General features: G+C 60.7%; 16 protein-coding genes and 4 tRNA genes. 6 read left to right on the top strand and 14 right to left on the bottom strand.

The window, feature by feature from the left end; all coding sequences use genetic code 11:
* Window positions 1-2: 2 nt before the first annotated feature.
* The 6 genes from ACOOHD_RS01335 to ACOOHD_RS01310 all read right to left on the bottom strand — a co-directional run bounded on the left by ACOOHD_RS01335 (window position 3) and on the right by ACOOHD_RS01310 (window position 2,293).
* A tRNA-Thr gene (locus ACOOHD_RS01335) sits at window positions 3-74 on the bottom strand.
* 46 nt (window positions 75-120) lie between these two features.
* Window positions 121-196: transfer RNA gene (locus ACOOHD_RS01330), tRNA-Gly, on the bottom strand.
* Between the two features lie 325 nt (window positions 197-521).
* Window positions 522-606, bottom strand: a tRNA-Tyr gene (locus ACOOHD_RS01325).
* A 47-nt stretch (window positions 607-653) separates the two neighbouring features.
* Window positions 654-726, bottom strand: a tRNA-Thr gene (locus ACOOHD_RS01320).
* A 106-nt stretch (window positions 727-832) separates the two neighbouring features.
* On the bottom strand, window positions 833-1,726 hold the full coding sequence (locus tag ACOOHD_RS01315; RefSeq protein WP_420459764.1) for a tyrosine-type recombinase/integrase: 894 nt from the start codon (window positions 1,724-1,726) through the stop codon (window positions 833-835).
* Window positions 1,727-1,786: 60 nt separating this feature from the next.
* A complete protein-coding gene (locus ACOOHD_RS01310; protein ID WP_420459763.1) occupies window positions 1,787-2,293 on the bottom strand; it encodes a hypothetical protein in 507 nt (168 codons plus the stop codon).
* 18 nt (window positions 2,294-2,311) lie between these two features.
* Here ACOOHD_RS01310 and ACOOHD_RS01305 point away from each other — a divergent pair, with 18 nt between their 5' ends.
* From ACOOHD_RS01305 to pckA, 3 genes are all read left to right on the top strand, one after another.
* Window positions 2,312-3,304: an acyl transferase gene (locus tag ACOOHD_RS01305; protein WP_420459762.1), complete on the top strand. Its 993-nt coding sequence runs from the start codon at window positions 2,312-2,314 to the stop codon at window positions 3,302-3,304.
* Between the two features lie 72 nt (window positions 3,305-3,376).
* Entirely contained in the window at window positions 3,377-4,192 is an 816-nt protein-coding gene (locus tag ACOOHD_RS01300; RefSeq protein ID WP_420459761.1) for an SDR family oxidoreductase, read from the top strand.
* A gap of 74 nt (window positions 4,193-4,266) precedes the next feature.
* Window positions 4,267-5,862: a phosphoenolpyruvate carboxykinase (ATP) gene (gene pckA / locus ACOOHD_RS01295; RefSeq protein ID WP_420459760.1), complete on the top strand. Its 1,596-nt coding sequence runs from the start codon at window positions 4,267-4,269 to the stop codon at window positions 5,860-5,862.
* A gap of 157 nt (window positions 5,863-6,019) precedes the next feature.
* On the opposite strand, the gene ACOOHD_RS01290 is transcribed toward pckA, so the two are convergent.
* Together ACOOHD_RS01290 and ACOOHD_RS01285 are read right to left on the bottom strand one after the other, a co-directional pair.
* A complete protein-coding gene (locus ACOOHD_RS01290) occupies window positions 6,020-6,958 on the bottom strand; it encodes a lysophospholipid acyltransferase family protein (RefSeq protein WP_420459759.1) in 939 nt (312 codons plus the stop codon).
* A 3-nt stretch (window positions 6,959-6,961) separates the two neighbouring features.
* Window positions 6,962-7,297, bottom strand: coding sequence for a MerR family transcriptional regulator (locus tag ACOOHD_RS01285; protein WP_420459758.1), 336 nt, complete (start codon window positions 7,295-7,297; stop codon window positions 6,962-6,964).
* Between the two features lie 61 nt (window positions 7,298-7,358).
* On the opposite strand from ACOOHD_RS01285, the gene ACOOHD_RS01280 reads away from it, so the two are divergent.
* Window positions 7,359-8,195 carry a phosphatidate cytidylyltransferase gene (locus ACOOHD_RS01280; protein ID WP_420459757.1) on the top strand — a complete coding sequence of 279 codons (837 nt, stop codon included), beginning with the start codon at window positions 7,359-7,361 and terminating at the stop codon, window positions 8,193-8,195.
* 24 nt (window positions 8,196-8,219) lie between these two features.
* Here ACOOHD_RS01280 and ACOOHD_RS01275 read toward each other — a convergent pair whose 3' ends face one another.
* The 5 genes from ACOOHD_RS01275 to ACOOHD_RS01255 all read right to left on the bottom strand — a co-directional run bounded on the left by ACOOHD_RS01275 (window position 8,220) and on the right by ACOOHD_RS01255 (window position 15,532).
* Entirely contained in the window at window positions 8,220-9,206 is a 987-nt protein-coding gene (locus tag ACOOHD_RS01275) for a peptidyl-alpha-hydroxyglycine alpha-amidating lyase family protein (protein WP_420459756.1), read from the bottom strand.
* Window positions 9,203-10,627 carry a purine-cytosine permease family protein gene (locus ACOOHD_RS01270; RefSeq protein WP_420459755.1) on the bottom strand — a complete coding sequence of 475 codons (1,425 nt, stop codon included), beginning with the start codon at window positions 10,625-10,627 and terminating at the stop codon, window positions 9,203-9,205. The genes ACOOHD_RS01275 and ACOOHD_RS01270 overlap by 4 nt, the downstream gene beginning before the upstream one ends.
* A gap of 54 nt (window positions 10,628-10,681) precedes the next feature.
* On the bottom strand, window positions 10,682-12,067 hold the full coding sequence (locus ACOOHD_RS01265) for an FGGY-family carbohydrate kinase (protein WP_420459754.1): 1,386 nt from the start codon (window positions 12,065-12,067) through the stop codon (window positions 10,682-10,684).
* A 1-nt stretch (window position 12,068) separates the two neighbouring features.
* Window positions 12,069-13,343 (bottom strand): sugar isomerase, encoded by a 1,275-nt coding sequence (locus ACOOHD_RS01260; protein WP_420459753.1) that lies wholly within the window; start codon window positions 13,341-13,343, stop codon window positions 12,069-12,071.
* A gap of 77 nt (window positions 13,344-13,420) precedes the next feature.
* The gene (locus ACOOHD_RS01255) at window positions 13,421-15,532 is read right to left on the bottom strand and encodes a bifunctional aldolase/short-chain dehydrogenase (RefSeq protein WP_420459752.1); all 2,112 of its coding nucleotides are present in this window, start codon (window positions 15,530-15,532) and stop codon (window positions 13,421-13,423) included.
* Between the two features lie 144 nt (window positions 15,533-15,676).
* Between ACOOHD_RS01255 and ACOOHD_RS01250 the strand changes: the two genes are divergently transcribed.
* The gene (locus ACOOHD_RS01250) at window positions 15,677-16,717 is read left to right on the top strand and encodes a GntR family transcriptional regulator (protein ID WP_420461399.1); all 1,041 of its coding nucleotides are present in this window, start codon (window positions 15,677-15,679) and stop codon (window positions 16,715-16,717) included.
* A gap of 10 nt (window positions 16,718-16,727) precedes the next feature.
* Here ACOOHD_RS01250 and ACOOHD_RS01245 read toward each other — a convergent pair whose 3' ends face one another.
* Complete coding sequence (locus ACOOHD_RS01245) at window positions 16,728-18,620, bottom strand: AAA domain-containing protein (RefSeq protein WP_420459751.1); 1,893 nt, start codon at window positions 18,618-18,620, stop codon at window positions 16,728-16,730.
* A gap of 49 nt (window positions 18,621-18,669) precedes the next feature.
* Between ACOOHD_RS01245 and ACOOHD_RS01240 the strand changes: the two genes are divergently transcribed.
* Window positions 18,670-19,839: a hypothetical protein gene (locus tag ACOOHD_RS01240; RefSeq protein ID WP_420459750.1), complete on the top strand. Its 1,170-nt coding sequence runs from the start codon at window positions 18,670-18,672 to the stop codon at window positions 19,837-19,839.
* The last annotated feature ends 163 nt before the right edge of the window (window positions 19,840-20,002 follow it).

Genomic DNA, 20,002 nt, shown 5'->3' with positions numbered 1-20,002 from the left:
TGAGCCAACGGTGAGAATTGAACTCACGACCCCTTCCTTACCATGGAAGTGCTCTACCCCTGAGCTACGTCGGCAACACGGTTGCGATTTGTAAACGCCACTGCCGTTGCAGCGACTCTATGGAGCGGAAGACGAGATTCGAACCCGCGACCCTCAGCTTGGAAGGCTGATGCTCTACCAACTGAGCTACTTCCGCAAATAATTCTATGTCAAAAACACTCGGTAGACATTCCTACCGATGCGAGGATCAGGATTCGAACCCGCGACCCTCAGCTTGGTGCGTTGGCAGGGGCAGGGGCCCCTGACATAAGCGCTCTACTCCCGATAGCTATCGGGAAGCTACTTCCGCAAATAATTCTATGTCAAAAACACTCGGTAGACATTCCTACCGATGCGAGGATCAAGGTTCAAACCCGCGACCCTCAGCTTGGTGCGTTGGCAGGGGTAGGGCCCCCTGACGTAAGCGCTCTACTCCCGATAGCTATCGGGAAGCTACTTTCGCATCTGGTATAAATATGAGGTGGTGGGGGTGGTAGGATTCGAACCTACTCAGCCGAAACACTGGATTTACAGTCCAGCCCACCTCTCCAACTGTGGCGCACCCCCAACTAACGATCCAAGACCCCCAAAGCGGGGGAGCCGCCGGGCGGTAGAGCCGATGGACGGACTCGAACCGCCGACCAGCTGATTACAAATCAGCTGCTCTACCAACTGAGCTACACCGGCTGAAATCCTTAGATCCTTAACCTGTTTTCAACGTCTGCTCCAGGACGTTTTCCCAAAGCGATTGCAAAGGTAACGCCTTTGGTACAATTGACAAAGTCGTTCGGCCCTATTTTTTCCCGCCGCCCTCCGGGTGCGCCTGCCGGTACACCTCGCGTAGCCGTGCCAGGTTCGTATGGGTGTAGAGCTGGGTAGCCGCCAGACTGGAGTGGCCCAGTAGCTCCTTGACCGCATTCAGGTCTGCCCCGCCCTCCGTCAGGTGAGTGGCAAAGGAGTGCCGTAGCACGTGCGGACTCTTTTTCTCCTCAGCCGTCACCCCGCCCAGGTAGCGCCGTACCATATTGTAGACGTACTTAGGATAAAGTGGCTTGCCCCGGTCGGTTTGCAACAGAGCATCATCTACCCCGTAAGATCGTAACTGCAGGAGCCGCTCGATAAGTTCCGTTAGCCCGGGTCCGAAGGGCACCAGGCGCTCCTTATTCCCCTTGCCCCGAACGCGCAACTGCCGGCGGTCAAGCTGCACGTCGTCCGGTCGCAAGCCAATCACCTCCGCGCGGCGCAACCCGCACTGGTACAGCAGGGCAAGCAGTAGATGATCCTGCAACAGCACCACATCGTCCTGAGCGAGCGGATCGGGGAAGGCGGCAAAGAGGCGCCGAAGATCAGCACGTGGAACCGTCCCGGGCAGCCGGCGCCCGATCTTGGGCGTAGGAATGTGCTGGGTCGGGTTGTCCTGCTGCAGCCCCCGCGTCTGCCGGTAGAGGTAGAATGCCTTGAGGGCGGAAAGCTTACGGCGGATGCTGCTCGCCGCCAGTCCTTCTTCTACCAGTTGGGCCAGCCAGCTCTTGACCATGTCCCGGTTTACCCCTCCCGCCCCCTTAGTGTCATAGGTAGACCTACAGTAGGCGGCGAACTGCTCAAGATCACCCCCGTAAGCACTCACCGTGTGCGCGCTCAACCGTCGCTGGTGGGTTAAATGTGCCAGAAATTCCCGGGTGTCCATCAGTGGCTAAGGTAGTCCTTCCTCGCTTTGCGTTGCACCTGCGGCCCCGCCCACCTGAACTTACTGCCCCAGACAAAGCACCTGTATTCGCTCGGTCTGAATGGTATTACTGCGGTTACCATCGCGGTCCAGGATGTAGATAGAATAAGAAAAGGTATCCACCGGGTACTGTAGATCAGCTACACAGTAGGAGTCGTTGTACACGCAGCATATCGCCTGGTCCGTATTGATCAAGGTGAAGAATACGTCTCCGCTGATCCCATTACCCGTTCCCTCCGTAGGTATTACGGGAAAGGCAAGTGGAGTTTGAATGGAGGGAAAGCGGCTATCGGTGATAAAAATGTCCGCACTATCCTGTGTGGATATGTTGCCGTCCCCATCCGTAAACGAAAATTGAATAGTGATACTGTCAGTGGGGCCATTGGTGAATTGATAAATCGTATCCTTACTAATGCCCTCGTACTGAATTACCGGCTCGTCCGGGTAGTCCGGCGGATTGACGCAGGCAGCCAGGGCCAGCAGGAGACCGGCGGAGCACAACCATAGGACAAAGCGGGTGTATTGCATGGCAAATCGTATTACTTGATGACGCGCGTGCAGCTGGCCGACCGCATTCGGAACCTCAGGCCGACGGACTTCAACGAAGTGGCCCTGGCCGTCTTCCACTACCAGGCCGCGCACAATCTAATCTACGCGCACTACCTCGATTTGTTGCGGGTGGAGGCCCGCCACGTCCTCCGGCTTGCCGATATTCCCTGCCTGCCCATTGACCTGTTTAAATCACAGGCTTTACAGTCAGGTCAGTGGACTCCGGTGCGGACGTTCACCAGCAGTGGTACCACGGGGGCAACCACGAGCCGCCACCCCCTGCGCGACGAAACCTGGTACCGCGAGGGAGCCTGTCGCACCTTCGAGCGGCAGTACGGTCCGCTAGCCGGCCGCGCCGTACTGGCCCTCCTGCCTGCCTACCTGGAGCGTACTGGTTCGAGCCTCGTTTTCATGGCGCAGGACTTTATCGACCGCAGCGGCCACCCCGCCTCCGGCTTTTTTTTGGATGACCTGCCCGAACTGGCCCGCCGGCTCCACGACTTACAGCGGAGTAGCACCCCTACCCTATTACTGGGCGTCAGCTTTGCCCTGCTCGACCTGGCCGAGCGCTACCCCATGCCGCTGGGCGATACCGTCATCATGGAAACCGGTGGTATGAAGGGTCGCCGCCGGGAGCTGACCCGTGAGGAGCTACACGATACGCTGTCACAGGCCTTTCAGGTCGAGCATATCCATAGCGAGTACGGCATGACGGAGCTGCTGAGCCAGGCCTACGCTCCCCGGGAGGGTAAGTTTATCCCTGCGCCTACCCTGCGCGTGCTACCCCGTGAGGTCACCGACCCCCTCGCCCTGACCGACTACGGCCGCACCGCCGCGCTCAACCTTATCGACCTGGCGAATCTGGACACCATCAGCTTCATCGCCAGCGACGACCTGGGGCGGGTGTACGCCGACGGCAGCTTCGAGGTGCTGGGGCGCATGGACTTTTCGGACGTGCGGGGCTGCAACCTGCTGGTGGGCGACCTCTAAAGCGTCCAACGCTTGCAAGCGTTGGACGCTTATCGCTTCGAAGCGTCGGACGCTTATGGCTACCTTGCCCCCATGAGTAAATTATTCGACCTAAGCGGCAAGCACGCCCTGCTCACCGGCGGCAGCGGCGCACTCGGTACGGCCATGGCGCGGGGCCTGCTACAATCCGGAGCTAAGGTGGCCCTCCTGAGCCGCAATCCCGACAACCTGAAGAGCGCAGCAGAGGCGCTGGGCGGGGACGCCGGTGCAGTCACTTTAGTACGGGGTGACGTCACCGACGTGGCGAGCCTCACCGCCGCTCGCGATGAATTGACCGCGCAGTGGGGAAGGTTGGACATCCTGGTCAACGCTGCGGGAGGTAACCGCCCCGGGGCTACCATCGGTCCGGAGCAAACCTTCTTCGACCTACAAATTGAGGACTTCGCGGGTGTAAGTAAGCTGAACCTGGACGGTACCGTCATCCCCAGCATGGTCTTCGGTAAACTAATCGTGGACGGTGGTGGGGGCAGCATCGTCAACATCTCGAGCATGGCAGCCGACCGGGCCATCACCCGCGTAGTGGGCTACAGCGCCGCCAAGGCCGGCATCGATAACTTCACGAAGTGGCTGGCCGTGGAGATGGCACGTAAGTATAAGGGTAGCGTACGGGTGAACGCCATCGCGCCGGGCTTCTTCATCGGGGAGCAGAACCGGCGGTTGCTGCTGGAGGAGGATGGCTCGCTGACCTCCCGCGGGCAGACCATCATCAAAAGCACCCCCATGGACCGCTTCGGGAAGGCCGAGGAGTTGATCTCGACCCTGGTGTGGCTGTGCGCGGATGCGAGTAGCTTCGTCACGGGTATCGTGGTGCCGGTGGACGGTGGCTTTAGTGCTTTTTCGGGGGTATAGAGGTGCTCGGCTAGAAGCCGGGAGCCAAAGCCGGGAGCCAAAGCCGGGAGCCAAGCTGGGAGTCAAACCGTACCTTGCGCGTCCCTAACCAAACCCAAGCCATCATGCAACACGCCAACCTCAGAGAGAACCTGAAGGTAGCCGCCCTCGTAGAAGATACCATCAGCAAGCAGCAGGGCCACCTTAGCGACACCGGTGCCCTCATCATCAACACCGGCAGGTACACCGGCCGTTCCCCCCAGGACCGCTACATCGTGGAGGACGAGATCACCCGCGAGACCGTCAACTGGGGCAAGATCAACATTCCGATCGGCCCGGACGTCTTCGATCAACTACTCGACAAGACTCTAGACTACGCCAAGGGCCTCGACGAGGTCTACGTCCGCGATGCCTACGCCTGTGCCAGCCGCAAGTACCGCATCAACATCCGGGTGTACACCGAGTACCCCTGGCAGAATATGTTCGCCTACAACATGTTCCTCCGCCCCGACGGCGAGCGCATCACCAACCTGATGACCGACGAGTGGACCATCTACGCCTTCCCCGGCGTCACGGCCGACCCCGCCGTACACGGCACCCGGCAGGACAACTTCAGTATCATCAACTTCACTAAGAAGACCATCCTGATCGGCGGCACGGCTTATACCGGCGAAATCAAAAAGGGCATCTTCTCGGTCCTGAACTACGTGCTGCCTACCCGCCGCAACGTGCTGAGCATGCACTGCTCGGCTAACGTGGGTACCAAGGGCGATACCGCGCTGTTTTTTGGTCTGTCCGGTACCGGTAAGACGACCCTGAGCAACGATCCCGACCGTCGCCTCATCGGCGACGACGAGCACGGCTGGAGCCAGGCCAATGTCTTTAACCTCGAGGGCGGTTGCTACGCCAAGGTGATCGACCTGAGTGAATCGAAGGAGCCGCAGATCTACCGGGCCATCAAGTTTGGTGCCCTGCTGGAAAATATTGGACTCAAGGAGGACGGCCACACCCCCGACTACGAGGACGACAGCATCACCCAGAACACCCGCGTAAGTTATCCGATCTACCACATCGATAACATCATGTACAACAGCCGCGGGGACCTGCCGCGCAACATCTTCTTTCTCACCTGCGATGCCTTCGGGGTGCTGCCCCCCATCAGCCGACTCACCGCCGAGCAGGCCATGTATCATTTCATCAGTGGCTACACCGCCAAAATTGCCGGTACCGAGGCCGGTATCACCGAGCCCCAGGCCACTTTTTCAGCCTGCTTTGGCTCCCCCTTTATCCCGCTACACCCCACCAAGTACGCCGATATGCTCGGTCAGAAGCTCCGCGATGCCGAGGCCGAGGGGGAACGGATCAACGTCTGGCTCGTCAATACTGGCTGGACCGGCGGTGGCTACGGTGAGGGCTCCCGCATCGAGCTGGCCTTCACCCGGGCCATGATCAAGGCCGCCCTGACCGGTGAGCTAGATAATGTCAAGTACGTCACCGATCCTATCTTCGGCCTGGAGCGGCCCACCAGTTGCCCCGACGTACCCAATGCGATGCTCAACCCCCGCGACACCTGGCGCAATGAGGCGCAGTACGACGTGGCCGCCGAACGGTTGGCTGAGCTGTTTCACAAAAACTTCGCGCCGTATGCCGAGGCGGCTAATGATGCTATTGTCAACGCCGGCCCAGAGTAGGTGCTTACCGCAGATCTGCGCAGCTCCGCTGCTACGATAAGTTGAACCGCAGAGTACGCGGAGGACACAGAGTTTGCCGTCACGCATGCGCCGGAAGCGCTAACTGTGTGCTCTCTGCGCCCTCTGCGGTTCACTATTCGCGCCGCTAGGCGCACGGTCATTCGGTGGTATCATCCAGCGCGTACTGTGCAGGTAGATACTCCTCGTGCTTCAGCAACTGAGCCACCTCCCCAGGCACCTCCCGCTTCCACCGCCGGTGACTCCAAAGCCAACTGGCCGGATCACGCTTAATCTCCCGCTCCACCTGCCGCGCAAAGGACTCCGTAATGAAGCCACGCTCCGTCTCCCGCGGCGTATCGGTGATTGGGATCAGCGTAGCCACGTAGTACCCGCGCCGCTGCCGCCGCAGGGCCATGTAGTACACCGGCCGGTCGTAGCGCACGGCGTAGCGCTCGGGGCCGGCCAGGAATGCCGTGGTTTGTCCGAGAAAGGTGGTCCAGTGCAGCAGTTCCCAGCGGGCGTTGCTGGGCGACTGGTCGGCGACGTAGAACTCCACGGTGGGTTCCGTCCAGGTTTCGTAGTACTCCTTCACCTTGCGCCGACTGACCATGATGACGCCGGTGCGGCTACGGTTACCGCTGAGGAGCCGGTCTAGCGTCGCGTTTTTGAAGGGGGAGTAGATACCCATCACTCGCAGGGGTCGCAGCTGGGAGGGAAACGACAGTCCGGCCAGCTCCCAGTTGCTGTAGTGGGCCCCGTAGGCGATGAAGCTGCGGCCCTGCTCCTGTAGGTGGCCTACCAGCTCGACGTTCTCGATTCGGCAGCGGCGCACCGAGGTCGCCTCCGACATGCTGAACTGCTTGATGCTTTCGGCAATGGTTTCAAAGAAGCGGTTGTAGTATTCGCGTCCCAGCGTCAGTACTTCCGCTTCGGTGTAGTGAGGAAACGATTGCCGGATGTTACCAAGCACTACCCTTTTGCGGTAACCGATCACGTGCCAGTTGAGCCAGGCAAAGCCGTCTCCCAGTAGGTAGAGCACCGGCAGGGGCAACCAGCTCAGGGGCAACAGAATAAGGTAGTAGACGAAATAGGCCACGCCCTATGACTGCAGCGCCTCCAGCCGCCGGCGCACCTCCCGTAGCCGCTCGATGATCTCTTGCTTGTCGGGTTGGGGCTCGGACTGGCTGGCGATCTCGCGCCGCGCTCCCTCCAGCGTAAAGCCCCGCTCCCGCACCAGGTGGTACACCTCACGCAACTGGCGGATATTTTCCTTCGTAAAGCGGCGATCGCCCCGGCTGTTCTTATTGGGCTTGATGTGGGCGAACTCGTTTTCCCAGAAGCGAATCAGGGACGTGTTGACCTCTAATTTGTTGGCTACCTCGCCGATGGAGTAATAGCGCTTAAGGTCGTCGTCGGTTTTCTCTTTCGTGGCCATGGACAATCGAATCGGTGGGGTATAACTGGGCCGAAAGTACAATTAAACTATCTTACGGCCGATGCAGGGACTGCGGAGAAGACTCACGACGGCCGTCATTTTTGTAGTGATCATGGTCGCCGGTATGTACATCAGCGAGCACACCTTCAGTCTGCTTTTCCTCATCATCACCGGGGGCTGCCTCTTCGAGTTTTTTGGCATGACGCTCGACCGCCACAGCAAGCGCGACCGCTTCCGTAAGGCCCTGGGCGTGGCCATCGGCATCCTACCCTCTATCCTAGTTAGTGCCCTCTCCCTAGGCTACGTCAGTGATTCGGAGACCTTCATTCAGGTGTCCAGTCTGCTCTTTGCGCCCTTCATCTTCACCAGCTTCATCTACGAGCTGTACAGCAACAGTCAGGAGCCCTTCGGCAATATCGCCTACATCATCCTGGGGCTATTCTACATCGGTATCCCTTTCGCATTAGTCGATTTCATCGCCTTCGACGAGAATACTTTTTACTACCGCATTGTCTTCGGCCTACTGCTGCTCACCTGGGTCAACGATACGGGCGCCTACCTGGTAGGCAGCCAGTTCGGCAAGACCCCCCTCTTTCCCCGCATCTCCCCCAACAAGACCTGGGAGGGCAGTATTGGCGGAGCCGTTACCTGCGTGGTCTTCGGCTACTTCTTACATCTGGTCTTCGACGAGATCGGCCTCATCCAGTGGCTGGTCCTGGCCCTCATCGTCGGAGTGTTCGGCGGCCTCGGCGACCTGGTCGAAAGCATGCTCAAGCGCAGCGTCGGCGTCAAGGATAGCGGCAATCTGCTGCCCGGTCACGGGGGGCTGCTGGATCGGTTCGATGCGTTCATTTTCGTGATTCCCTTCGCGGCGGCCTATATCCTCTATCTGCGGTAGGCGGGCGGGGACGCAGGTGCAATACTAGTCAACGTACTTTACTACGATGCGATTGGTTAGATCGGGCAGGTAGAGGTTTCCGCCCGTATCAATGGCTAAATCGTGGTAACGGCACGGCTTACTTCCTTTTCGTTGCACCTGCGGTCCCGCCCGCCCAACGAGGGAAGTGGCGGCACGTGCACGCTCATTTAGCGTATAGACGTCCGAGCCGATGACCACGGTATCACCAATCACGCGGTAATCCGTGACATAAAGCAGGTCAGTGCTTGCATCGTGTACCGCGGCGTAGGTGGCTGCCGGCAGGGCGTACGCTTTTTTAAAGGTGCCATACGTGTCAAACACCTGGACCCGGTTGTTCTCCCGGTCCGATACGTACAGCTGCCCCTCCGCAGAGATGTCGATGGCGTGTGGATTGATGAACTCCCCCGCTGCGCTGCCCTCCCGGCCCCACTGGGTAAGGTAACGGCCGTCGGGGGCAAACTTGACCACCCGGCGGTTGCCGTAGCCGTCGGTGACGAAGATGTTACCGCGGGGGCCGACGGCTACATCGGTGGGTTGATCGAAGTGGGCGCTATCCGCCCCGGCGATGCCTTCCTCCCCCAGGGTTAGCAATAGCCTGCCGTCACGGGTAAATTTGAATACCTGGTGGCGGGCAATGTCGGTCAGCCAAATATGCTCATCGGCGTCGACGTGCATCCCGTGGGGACGTATGAAAAAGCCGCCGCCCCAGCTCGCCAGCGGCTCCCCGCTGTCGGGGTGAATAAACTGCACCGCGTCGTCCGCTACGTAGGGGGCGGGGTCACTGAGTCCGCGGTGAAATACGGCCACAGTACCGTCACCGAGAATACCTACGCCTACCGGTTGCCCCATTCGGGCGGCGGCCGCGGGGGCAGGCCAGTCGGTGAGCTGGTAGGCGAGCGGCAGCACCGCGGCGGGCGCGTCTGTGTCGGTTACGCTGCGTGCTGCACAGCCCAGTAGCGTGAGGGCCAGGATGCCGTATAGGTAGTTCATGGACGGAGGGTACCGCGCTGCACACGCTTGCTGATCACTAGAAATAGCACGCCACAGAGTAGCCAGGCGGGCAGGGTGACAAAGGAAAGAAAGATTCCGAACTGCCACGAAAGCAAATAAAACAGCCCGAAGCTGATGGCCCAGGCCCAGAATACGGCGGGGTTGAACCGCAGGCCGGCCACCTCGGCGTAGTTGGGTACGATACCGGCGCGGTGGGCAAAGAAGTGCTCGAATACGATGACGGCACCGAAGGGGGCCAGGATGAAGCCATAAAGCGCCACGAAGCCGAGGAGTTTCATGGCAAAGGCGGGGAAGAGTCCGGCAATGGTCGCCAGGGCCCCGGCGATGAGTACGCCGGTGGCGGCTTTTGCGGTGGGGAAGAGCGACTTGAAGGCCAGCCCCGCGCGGTAGATCGTTGGGTTGGCGGTCGTCCAGCCGGCGAGGATGACGGCGATAATGCCAAACCAACCGATGGCGCTGTAGGCCAGCGGGCCCGGAGCTACCTGGGGAGCCTCGCCGGCACCGAGCACGGCCTGCGCTTCGGGCGTGCGTAGGTAGACTGCGTAGAGTAGCGCGGCGGCAATCCAGGCCATGTAGTGCCCGACGTACATACCGGCCGCCGTAGTCCAGCCCGCACTGGCCCGGCGGGCAAAGCGGAAGACGGACAAGTCGGACATGCCGACGTGCATGGCCGCATTGGCAAACCAGGACCAAATGACCACGTGCCAGAAGGTATACTTGATCTGTCCACCAAAGGGCTCGGAGCCCTCCCCCCAGATGTCCCAGAACTCCCGGAAACTACCTACCCCGAGTTGTCCTAGTGCTACGACGCCACAGGCCAGAAAAGCCAGTACGATGACGGGCGACATCCAGTTAGCGGCCCGGCTCACGGTGTCGTAGCCGCGGGCGGCAATGAAGGTGATCACGGCCCCAACGATAAGTACGATGAGGATGTAAGTGCCACCGTTGGGGAGGGTATCGTCGAGCTGGGGCATCTCCATATCCAGCGGCACGCCCACGGCGGTGGCCGACACGGTGATCATGGCTCCGGCTAGAAAGCAGAAGAGGATCCCGTTCGCCACGTTGTAGAATAGGACGAGCTGTTTGCCGCAGATCTTTTCGAGCTGATAATAGAGGGTGAGGCGCCGCTTAACGGCGATTTCGGCGGTCAGAAAACGCCAGCTCAGCACGGCCAGGAAGTTGCCGACTAAGAGGCCGACGATGAGGTCGAAGGCGCTGACTCCGGCGGTGAGAAAGAGGGGCCCGATGACGAACTCCGTACCCGCGGCGTGCTCCCCGGCGTACATACCCAGGAAGCTACCCCACCCCTTGAGGCGGGACTGGGGGACGGGCTCGCGTTCGTACTCCCCGCCGCCTGCGAGTTCCTCGATGAGTTCTACCTCAGTTTCGTTTTGTAGCATGTGGGGACGTAGGGATGGGGGACGTAGGGATGGGGGACGTAGGGACGGGGGTGATTACGGGATTTCGGAGACGACGAAGGGTTGGTGCTTTCTGACACCGTAATTTTTCTTGAGAAACTTGGAGTTGAGTGCGCGGTCGGAGATGCAGATGGCGGCACCCAGGGCGGAGCCGAGGCTGGAGTCGGTAGTACGGAGTTGTAGGTCGCGCAGGCGGTGCGAAAGGAGGTGGAGAAAGACGGCGTTGTCGCTGAAACCACCGTCGAGAAAGAGTTTTTTGCTACACGTAGAGCCACGGGCAGTTTCCAGACTGTGGACTTGAGCATCGACAAGCTCCGCGATGAGCTGGTGGTAGGCCCGTGCAAAGGAGCCGGAAGGAAGGTCCGTGGTGGAGGGGTTATCCGACCGATCGAGGTGCTCGAAGTGGAAGCGGGGGCGATAGTCGGCCTGGATCTCGGCGTAGAGCCGTTGGTCGAAGGCGACGCTGCGGTGCTGATCCTCCTCTACCCCGTAGTGCTGCGTGAGGTGGGCGATCTGTGTTTTGTACTCCTGGCCAAGAAACAGGCGAGCGGCTTTGACGGGCCTACCGTCGATGCGCATGTAGTTAAGGCAGTTAGCGGCCAGCTCGCGATCGGTGAGCTTGCCGGAGGCGAAGGGATTGAGGGCTACACTCCAGGTACCCGTAGAGAGGAGTAAGAAGGGTTTCTCTTCGCTGCGCACGTAGGGCAGTAGGGCGGCGGAGCTATCGTGGATGCCGACGCCAATCTTCATGCGTTTACCGTTGTAGTTCATGTTGATGCTCGTCTCGGTGGAGACGATGGGAGGCAGCAGGCGGTGAAGGTCCTCGGTATAGACCCAGTCGTGGTAGTCCTGCTTAGTGTAGTCCCACAGGGCGGTGTGGCACCCGATGCTGGTGTACTCGCTGATAGGGATACCGGTAAAAACGTAACTCAAATACTGCGGCAAGTGCAGGCTGTAGCGAATGCGGCGAAACACCTCCGGTTTGCGGTGCTTGAGCCAGTAGAGTTGCATGCCGGAGTTAAGCAGACCGGAGCGGGGGGAGCCGGTACGGGCGGCAAAAGCATCCTCGGGCCCGTAGGTAGCATAAAACCGATCTAGGAGCTCTTCGTCGACTGCCTTGGTGTAATTATAGAGTGGAGTGGCCACCTCTCCATCGGCGTCGAGGTGGACCAAGCTGGCCCCGTAGCTAGAAAAATTGACGGCATGGATATCGAAGGTCCGCGCCTGCAGGATGCGGTGGAACACCTCACGGAGCCACACCCTGACGGCCTGTAGATCCTCCGTAGGGTAGCCATCCTCATCGCCCGTTTCCTCGAACACCCGGTATTCCCGGTGTACCTCCCGGTAGTCCTGGTCGAAGAGGAAGAACTTTTTATTCGTCCGTCCGATATCGAAAACCGCCGTGACCCGCTGCTTTTCCATACTATAGACCCGTGGCTACGGTGAACTTGCCCCGTTCCCGGATGAGTTGATCGCGGACACCCAAGGTGCGGTAGGCCTGCAGGGGGTGAAGGGCACCGCCCCGGCTGAGGCGTGCACGCTGGACCAGGGGGCGCACGTCGGTGCGGTAGGCATCCTGCAATACTTCCTGGCACTCGACCACGTCGTGGTCGTGCTGGGCGGCGGCTAATCGGTCCTGATCGACGAGTAATGCCTTTGCGTAGGCGATCTGGATGGCCTCGAGGCTCTGAATGAGGTCCTCCAGGGGGTCCTTGATGTTGTGGCTGGCGTCGATCATCCAGGCCAGCGGAGGATTTTGCGGGTTATTGCGCATGCCGTACACCAGTTCGTTGAAGATGAGGAACAGGGCGTAGGGTTTGATGCTACCTACCGTCAGGTCGTCATCGCCGTATTTGCTGTCGTTGAAGTGAAAGCCACCGAGCTTCCCCTTCAGCATGAGGGTGGAGACGATCTGCTCGATGTTGCTGTTGGGCAGGTGGTGGCCCAGATCGACCAGCGTATAGGCCCGCTCCCCGCAGGCGGTGGCGAGCATGAAGGAAGTGCCCCAGTCCTGGATGACCGTGCTGTAGAAGTTAGGCTCGTAGGGTTTGTACTCGATGAAGAGTTTCCAGTCGGTGGGCAGGCCGGCGTAGATCTGCTTAAGGCTATCTTCCGTCTGGAGCAGACTGCGCTGGAAGTCGCGCTGACCGGGAAAGGTGGTGCCGTCAGCGAGCCAGACGGTGAGGCTTGTGGAGCCAAGCTTCTCGCCGATGTCGATCACCTCGAGATTATGAGCGATGGCCTGCTGGCGTACCCCCTCATCGGTGGAACTCAGGGAGCCGTGCTTGTAGCTGTACGTGGCATCCGGCTGGTCCTGGAAGGTATTGGAGTTGATGGCGTCGAAGACCAGACTGTGGGCGGCGGCAAGCTCGCGGACGGCAGCGTAATCGGTCGGCGTATCCCAGGGGATGTGCAGGGAGATGGCCCCGGCCGTCTGGGTCAGGGCGTGCAGCAGGCCCACGTCTTCGATCTTCTGCTCCAGGCTACCGGGCTCCCCGTGGAAGGAGAAGCGGCCGAAGCGGGTACCGCCGGCCCCGAGAGCCCAGCTGGGGATGGCCACCTGGAAGGCGGCCAGGTCGGCGACCAGCGCCTCGACGGCTACGCCGCGGGCGGTGAGGCGGTCGGCTAGGTGGTCGTAGTCGCGGGCGTGGTGGGGGGAGGTGTTGAGCGCTTGGAGGTGGGATTTTTGTAGTTGCATGATTTGTATTTCTGGGCGGGGTGGGCGGGGGTCCCCGGACGGTGTCCGGGGTCAGGGCCGGGGGACCCCGCTGGGGTCTAGCGCACAAAGGCGGTGGCCATTCCCCCGTCGACGTTGATGATGTTTCCGGTCGATTTAGTGAGGATGGCGGCAAGGGCGAATACGCCTTCCGCGATGTCTTGCGGGCGGATGATCTCGTTGAGTAGGTTGCGTTTGGCGTAATGAGCGGGGAGCTCCTCGACGGTGATCCCGTAGGCCTTTGCCCGCCCCTCGGCCCAGGCACCTTCCCAGATTTTGGAACCGATGATGACGCCGTCGGGGTTGACGGTATTGACGCGGATGTTGTCCGGGCCGAGCTCGGCGGCCAGTAACCGGGCCATGTGCTGCTGGGCGGCTTTGGCGGTGCCATAGGCGACGTTGTTCGGTCCGCTGACCAGCCCGTTCTTACTGGCGATGGGGATGATATCGCCCCCTAATCCCTGACCGCGCATCACCCCTACCGCCGCCTGGGCGAGGTGGAATTGTCCCTTCACGAGTACGTCCTGTAGTAAGTCCCAGTCTTTTTCGGTGTGCTCTTCTAGGGGTTTAGAGATGGCTAGCCCTGCACTGTGTACCACGATGTCAACGCCGCCAAACTCCAGGCAGGCGCGGTCAAAGGCTGCGGCAATGGAGGCGGAGTCCGTCACGTCGGCCACGGCGTAGGTAGCGCTGTCCCTGCCGTAGGTGGCATACGCTTCCTTCAGGCGTTCTTCGGCCACGTCGGTGAGTACGACCACGGCACCCTCCGCGACGAGTTTATCGGCGATGGCCTTGCCAATGCCGCCACCGGCCCCGGTGACGAGGGCTACCTTTCTGGAAAGTGGCTGCTCCTTGGGTTGCCGCTGGAGCTTTGCCTCCTCTAGCAGCCAGTACTCGATATCGAAGGCCTCCTGCCGCGGTAGGCTGGTATAGGCTGAGATGGCCTCCGCCCCCCGCATCACATTGATGGCGTTGACGTAGAACTCACTGGCCACCCGGGCCGTCTGCTTGTTCTTGGCGAAGGTGAACATACCGACACCGGGGTAGATGATCACGACCGGGTTGGGATCGCGCATGGCCGGACTATTCGGATGCTTATGCGACTCGTAGTACTGCCGGTACTGCTCGCGGTAGGTCGCGAAGGCCGGCTGGAGTTGTACCAGGACCTGAGCTGGGTCCGAAAGATCCTGCTGGGTCTGCAGGTCCAGCACCAGGGGCTGAATTTTAGTGCGCAGGAAGTGATCGGGACAGGAGGTACCCATCGGAGCCAGCCGCTGTAGGTCGTAGCTGTCGATGAACTGCAGCACCGTGTCGGAGTCCGTAAAGTGGCCCACCATACGCGCCTCCGAGCTAGCTAGCCCGCGCAGCAATGGCATTAGTTTAGCCGCCTTTGCGCGCCGCTCGACCTTACCAAGCGGTTTCACTTTCTCCCCACCAAATACGGTGCCCTGCTCTTTGACCTTCTGCTCGATGTAGGCCGAGGCCATTTCGATCACCTCCAGGCTATTCATATAGCACTCGTAGGAGGTGTCGCCCCAGGTGAAGAGTCCGTGGCTACCGAGCACGATGCCACGGATGTCGGGGTTTTCGGCCAGGGTCCGCTCCAGTTGCAGACCGAGATCGAAGCCCGGGCGCTGCCAGGGGACCCAGCCTATCGTATCGCCCCAGATCTCACGGGTGATCTCCTCGCTTCCCTCAGCGGCGGCCACCGCGATGACCGCATCCGGATGAAGGTGGTCGATATGTTTAAAGGGGAGTAGTCCGTGCAGCGGCGTATCGATCGAGGGAGCCTTGCTGTCGAGATCGAAAATAGCGTGGTTGAACAGGCCGACCATACGGTCCTCGTCGGCCAACCCGCCGTACACCTTCTTCAGGTCACGCAGCCGCTCGGTATACAGCCCCGCGATGCCGGAGCGGGTCAGCGTACCGATATCACCGCCCGACCCCTTCACCCACATGACCTCCACCTCCTGCTCGGTGAGGGGGTCGCGCTCGATGGTCTTACAGCTGGTGTTGCCGCCGCCGTAGTTGGTGATGCGTAGGTCGGCGCCCAGGATGTTGGAGCGGTACAGAAACAGGGCGACCTGATCGTCGCCGAGGCGGGCGGCGGCCTCGTCGTCCCAGAGGTAGTCGACGTAGTTGAACCGAGTAGTTGTGGGGGTAGAAGACATGCGGGAGCAGAAGTTTAGATAGGACTGGTAAAGTAGGGCCTAGTGGTGTATCCAGTATCCTGTACTGTCCGGCCCCCGACGGTCGCTATATTATGCTGTTCCGTTACCTTGCACCTGCGCCCCCGCCAAATGGGCCGCCGGAAGATGACCTACCCCCTGACCATCGATGAGCAAAGCCGCATACCGAAATACCAGCAGATCGTGGACGGTATCATCGCTAGCGTAGCGCACGGTCAGCTCCACCTGGAGGAAAAGATACCCTCCATCAATGCCCTGAGTGAGCAGTTTGGGCTGTCGCGGGATACGGTGGAAAAGGCCTATAATATTCTAAAGGAACGGGAGGTCATCACCTCGGTGAAGGGCAAGGGGTTTTACATTGCACGTACTCCGCTACTGGGCCGGACCAACGTACTTTTCTTGGTCAATAAGCCGAGTACGTACAAGATGCAGATATACAACAGCTTCGTACAACAGCTTGGCGATCAGGCACATACGGACCTGCATATTTACCACTGCGACGAGACGCTATTCCTCAACATACTGACCAAAAACCTACGGACCTACGACTATTACGTCATCATGCCGCACTTCAAAACGGCGGGGCTACAGCACGTAAGTCACACTCCGGCGGTGGTAGCCACCATGAACCAATTACCGGAAAATAAGGTCTTGCTGCTAGATAATAACTTGATCGAATTAAAGCAGCGGCACGCGGAGGTGTACCAGGATTTTGAGGACGATATCTACCGGGCGCTCGGCGAGGGACTGCACCAGATACGGAAATACAATAAGTTGACCCTAGTATACCCCCGCCGCTCGGTCTACCCCTATCCGAAGCGGATACTCTACGGCTTCCGCCACTTCTGCGTGCAGCACGATCTACCCTTCGCGGTGATTGATGCGGTGGGCCCAGACATGGCGCTCACTCCCGGCCACCTGCTTATCACCATCGAGGAGGCTGACCTGGTCAATTTAGTCAAGCAGATTCGCGACCGGGGGCTGCGGCTGGGTCAGGACATCGGCGTTGTGTCCTACAACGATACCCCGCTCAAGGACCTGCTCGGCATCACGGTGATCAGTACCGACTTTACCGCTATGGGGCAGACGGCGGCCAATCTGGTGGCGGAGCGGCGGGTGGCGCAGGTGCGTAATCCGTTTCGGTGGGTGGCGCGGGAGAGCGTTTGAAGGGAGAAGGCTACCCCATATACTCCCAGGCCGTCTGATACGTACCAGCTCGCTCCACATAGCTGAGAAAACCAGCAAAAAAATTATCCCCACCAATCGTAGCACTATCCCCGATCACCACCAGCTGCACCTTGGCCCGGGTAAGCGCCACATTCATGCGCCGGTAGTCTGCTAGAAAACCGATCTCAGAGCGGATGTTGGAGCGCACTAAACTGAGGTAGACGACCTCCCGTTCGCGGCCCTGGAAGCCGTCCACGGTATTAATGGTGATGTCCAAATCGGCCAGCACGGGGACGGACTCGATGCGGTCCTCGGCGCGCACGGCCTGCTCGCGGTAGGGGGTGATGATGGCTACGGCGGGCAGTGGCTCCTCCGGCGGGATGCTGCCCTTGAGGAGCAGCAGGTGCTCGACCAGGATGTCCAGCTCGCCATCGTTGTAGCGGCTCTTGAACTGGGGGTGCAGCTTTTCCTCGAAGCCGGTGCCGGCCGTGTCGATGAACACTACGCTTTCCTGTAGACTCACCCCCGGTAGCGTACGCTCTGCGATGCCCGGCCCGGCGCGCAGCTTCCCGTCGTAGAAGTACTGGTTGCTGAAGCCCATGATGCGCTCGTTCATGCGGTACTGTACTTCCAGCAGGGCGTTGCGGCCGTGGCGCTCCAGGGTCTTTTCGAGTAGGGTCACGCTGAAGCCGCCCCGCTCGGCATCCTTGCTCTTTACCGTGGGCGGCAGTTGGTAGGGATCCCCGGCCAGCACCACGCGGTTGCTGCGGATGATCGGGATCCAGCTGGCCGGCTCCAGCGCCTGGGCGGCTTCGTCGATGATGCAGGTTTTGAACTCCCGGTCGCCCAGGATGGAGCTGGCTGCGCCTACGAGCGTACAAACTACCACGTCGGCTGCATCAAGAATATAACTCAGCAGGTGGTCCTCCAGCTGCCGGGCCCAGCCGCTGAGTCGGCCGGCCTCGGCGAAGGTGATGCCCTTGTCGCGGCCGCCGCGCATGCGCTTGGCTTTCTTGCGCAGGTCGGCAGCCTCCTTTCGCAGCTTCTTGACCTGTTTGGTATCGGGATGACGGGCTACCTGTACCTCCAGGGTATGGGCCATGACGTCCTCCTCGACCCGACTGATATTGCCAGTACGTACCACGCGGATGCCCTGCTCGGCCATGCGCAGGGTGACCAAATCGGCGGCGCTGTTGCTGGGGGCGCAGAAGAGGATGGCGTTCTCCGTTTTGACCAGTTCGCCCACGGCGGCCACCAGGGTGGTGGTCTTGCCCGTGCCCGGCGGACCGTGGATCAGACTCAGGTGGCTGGCCCCTAGGATCTCGCGCACCGCCTCCCGCTGGCTGTTGTTCAGTTGCGTCAGGTGGGCAACGGCCTCGGCAGCTACGGGACGGTACTCCGGCTCGCGCACGCCCATGATCACGTCGCGCAGTTCGGCCGTGCGGTCGCCGCGGGCGGTTTCCAGCCGCTGCACGGCCTTGTCCATCTCGATGTAGGTGCGCTCGTCGAACATCAGGTCTACCCCCACCCCGCCCCGCTGTAGCCAACCGGGGTGTTCGTCGCCACCCAGGATGATCTTCATTTTTTCCTTCTTCACGTACTGGATCACGCCGGAGCGCTGCGGGGAGCGGGCGTCCTGCTGGGTCGTAAACAGGTTCACAGAGGTACCGGCGCGAAACTGGTGGGCCTCCTCCCCCTCCCGCGTTACGACCACGAAGGGGCGCTCGCCGATGCCATAGCCCTCCTTGATCACCTGCAGGGGGTACCAGCTGTAGCCCTTCGCTACGCGCTGCACCAGGGGCATGGCCTGGATCACTTCGAGGTGCAGCCGGCGCTCCTCCTGCCGTTCGAGCTCAACGAGGTGGCGCAGGTGGGTGAGTTCGGCGGTCTGGGAATCGGTCATGGGGCTACTATAATCAGCGGCGAAGGTAGGGGAAGGCTACCTTGCGGGTATGAGCTCTACCGACATTCCCCTCGGCATCATGAAGGTCGACGTAGCGGGCCACGACGCCCGCGCCCTTAGCCTACTCACCCGCCAGGCTACCCGGCGCTTTACTGAGGTGCTGGAGCGGGAGCCCCGCCTACGCATCGAGTCACTCACCTTCGACGGCCCGCCGCTCACACCCGACGACAGCGGCTACAACGCCCTGGACTTCGTACAGATCGGTATCAATGAAAAAACGGAGCGCAGGATGGCCTTTCTGCTCATCGTCACGGAGGTGGAGATCGCGGCCGCCTCCCTGTCGTACCTCCTAGCCCTACCCTCCCAGCTCACCAACGTGGCCATCATCTCGACCCGCCGCCTGGCCGACTACGGCTCCGAGGAGCTAGAGAATACGGACCTGATGAGTGAGCGACTTGGCACCCTCATGCTGCACTGCTTCGGCCGGCTACTGAATCTGGCCTACCAGCCGGACGAGTCCAACTACATGGCCCGCATCGAAGTGCCGCAGGACCTGGACGCGATGGACCGCTTCACCGACACCCAGTTCGACCGTATGGCCCACAACCTCCCCCTGGAGGCCAACGATCGCTTCTCGGCGGGCAATCGACTGGCCTTCGTGCTACGGCAGACCGCCGGCAATCTGCCCCGCATCGTACGCGGTGCGCTCAGCGCCAATCCCGTCCGCATCGCCACCAAGCTTCCGACTATGATCGCCACGGCCCTGTCGGTCATCATCGTGCTCATCTTCGGGGGCGAGACCTGGGACTTTGCCGCCTCCGTTTCCGCCGGGCAGCTGGCGGTCTTCGTGGGGGCCAGTTTCGTGGCGGCGACCTTCGTGCTGTACCGGGCCTTCTCCTTCCGGTTGGTGGCTACCCGACACGGTAATACGTCGGAGAGCGCGGTGGTGACGGCCGGAGCTACCTACCTGGGGCTGGTGCTTACGCTGGCCTTTCTTTTCCTCGTCTTTGCGCTACTGATGTACGGCGTGGTGGTCTTCGTCTTTCCCGACCCCCTGATGCGTACCTGGACCTCCGACCAGGACGGCTCGACCGCCGGGGCCCACCTGCGGCTGGTGCTGTTTTTGGCGGCGGTGGGCATTCTTTCCGGCTCCCTGGGCGGCTCGGCCGACTCCCGCTCCGTGGTGCGCAACGTGCTCTTTGCTAGCGGCGAAACGTAGGTCAAAGCGGGCGGGGTCGCGGGTGCAGGGCTGATGGAACGAGGCGATTCTACTACATGTCACCAAAAAATTAACCTAGCAACCTACTTTTCTCTCAGTACATTGCGCACGTTTTCGCCTCTATGCTTTCGCCTTAGTGCTCGTTCGCCGCTTGTGATCCGAT

Origin of the sequence: Neolewinella sp., assembly GCF_965214665.1 — a bacterium.
Classification (GTDB): Bacteria; Bacteroidota; Bacteroidia; order Chitinophagales; family Saprospiraceae; genus Neolewinella.
Note: the sequence above shows the minus strand (reverse complement) of the source record. Positions and strands in the feature narration are given on the sequence as shown.

What these genes read in the sequence shown, in the direction of transcription:
- ACOOHD_RS01315 (WP_420459764.1), bottom strand. Translation starts at nt 1,726, where the DNA reads ATGGACACCCGGGAATTTCTGGCACATTTAACCCACCAGCGACGGTTG.
- ACOOHD_RS01310 (WP_420459763.1), bottom strand. Translation starts at nt 2,293, where the DNA reads ATGCAATACACCCGCTTTGTCCTATGGTTGTGCTCCGCCGGTCTCCTG.
- ACOOHD_RS01305 (WP_420459762.1), top strand. Translation starts at nt 2,312, where the DNA reads ATGACGCGCGTGCAGCTGGCCGACCGCATTCGGAACCTCAGGCCGACG.
- ACOOHD_RS01300 (WP_420459761.1), top strand. Translation starts at nt 3,377, where the DNA reads ATGAGTAAATTATTCGACCTAAGCGGCAAGCACGCCCTGCTCACCGGC.
- ACOOHD_RS01285 (WP_420459758.1), bottom strand. Translation starts at nt 7,297, where the DNA reads ATGGCCACGAAAGAGAAAACCGACGACGACCTTAAGCGCTATTACTCC.
- ACOOHD_RS01280 (WP_420459757.1), top strand. Translation starts at nt 7,359, where the DNA reads ATGCAGGGACTGCGGAGAAGACTCACGACGGCCGTCATTTTTGTAGTG.
- ACOOHD_RS01275 (WP_420459756.1), bottom strand. Translation starts at nt 9,206, where the DNA reads ATGAACTACCTATACGGCATCCTGGCCCTCACGCTACTGGGCTGTGCA.
- ACOOHD_RS01270 (WP_420459755.1), bottom strand. Translation starts at nt 10,627, where the DNA reads ATGCTACAAAACGAAACTGAGGTAGAACTCATCGAGGAACTCGCAGGC.
- ACOOHD_RS01265 (WP_420459754.1), bottom strand. Translation starts at nt 12,067, where the DNA reads ATGGAAAAGCAGCGGGTCACGGCGGTTTTCGATATCGGACGGACGAAT.
- ACOOHD_RS01260 (WP_420459753.1), bottom strand. Translation starts at nt 13,343, where the DNA reads ATGCAACTACAAAAATCCCACCTCCAAGCGCTCAACACCTCCCCCCAC.
- ACOOHD_RS01255 (WP_420459752.1), bottom strand. Translation starts at nt 15,532, where the DNA reads ATGTCTTCTACCCCCACAACTACTCGGTTCAACTACGTCGACTACCTC.
- ACOOHD_RS01250 (WP_420461399.1), top strand. Translation starts at nt 15,677, where the DNA reads ATGACCTACCCCCTGACCATCGATGAGCAAAGCCGCATACCGAAATAC.
- ACOOHD_RS01245 (WP_420459751.1), bottom strand. Translation starts at nt 18,620, where the DNA reads ATGACCGATTCCCAGACCGCCGAACTCACCCACCTGCGCCACCTCGTT.
- ACOOHD_RS01240 (WP_420459750.1), top strand. Translation starts at nt 18,670, where the DNA reads ATGAGCTCTACCGACATTCCCCTCGGCATCATGAAGGTCGACGTAGCG.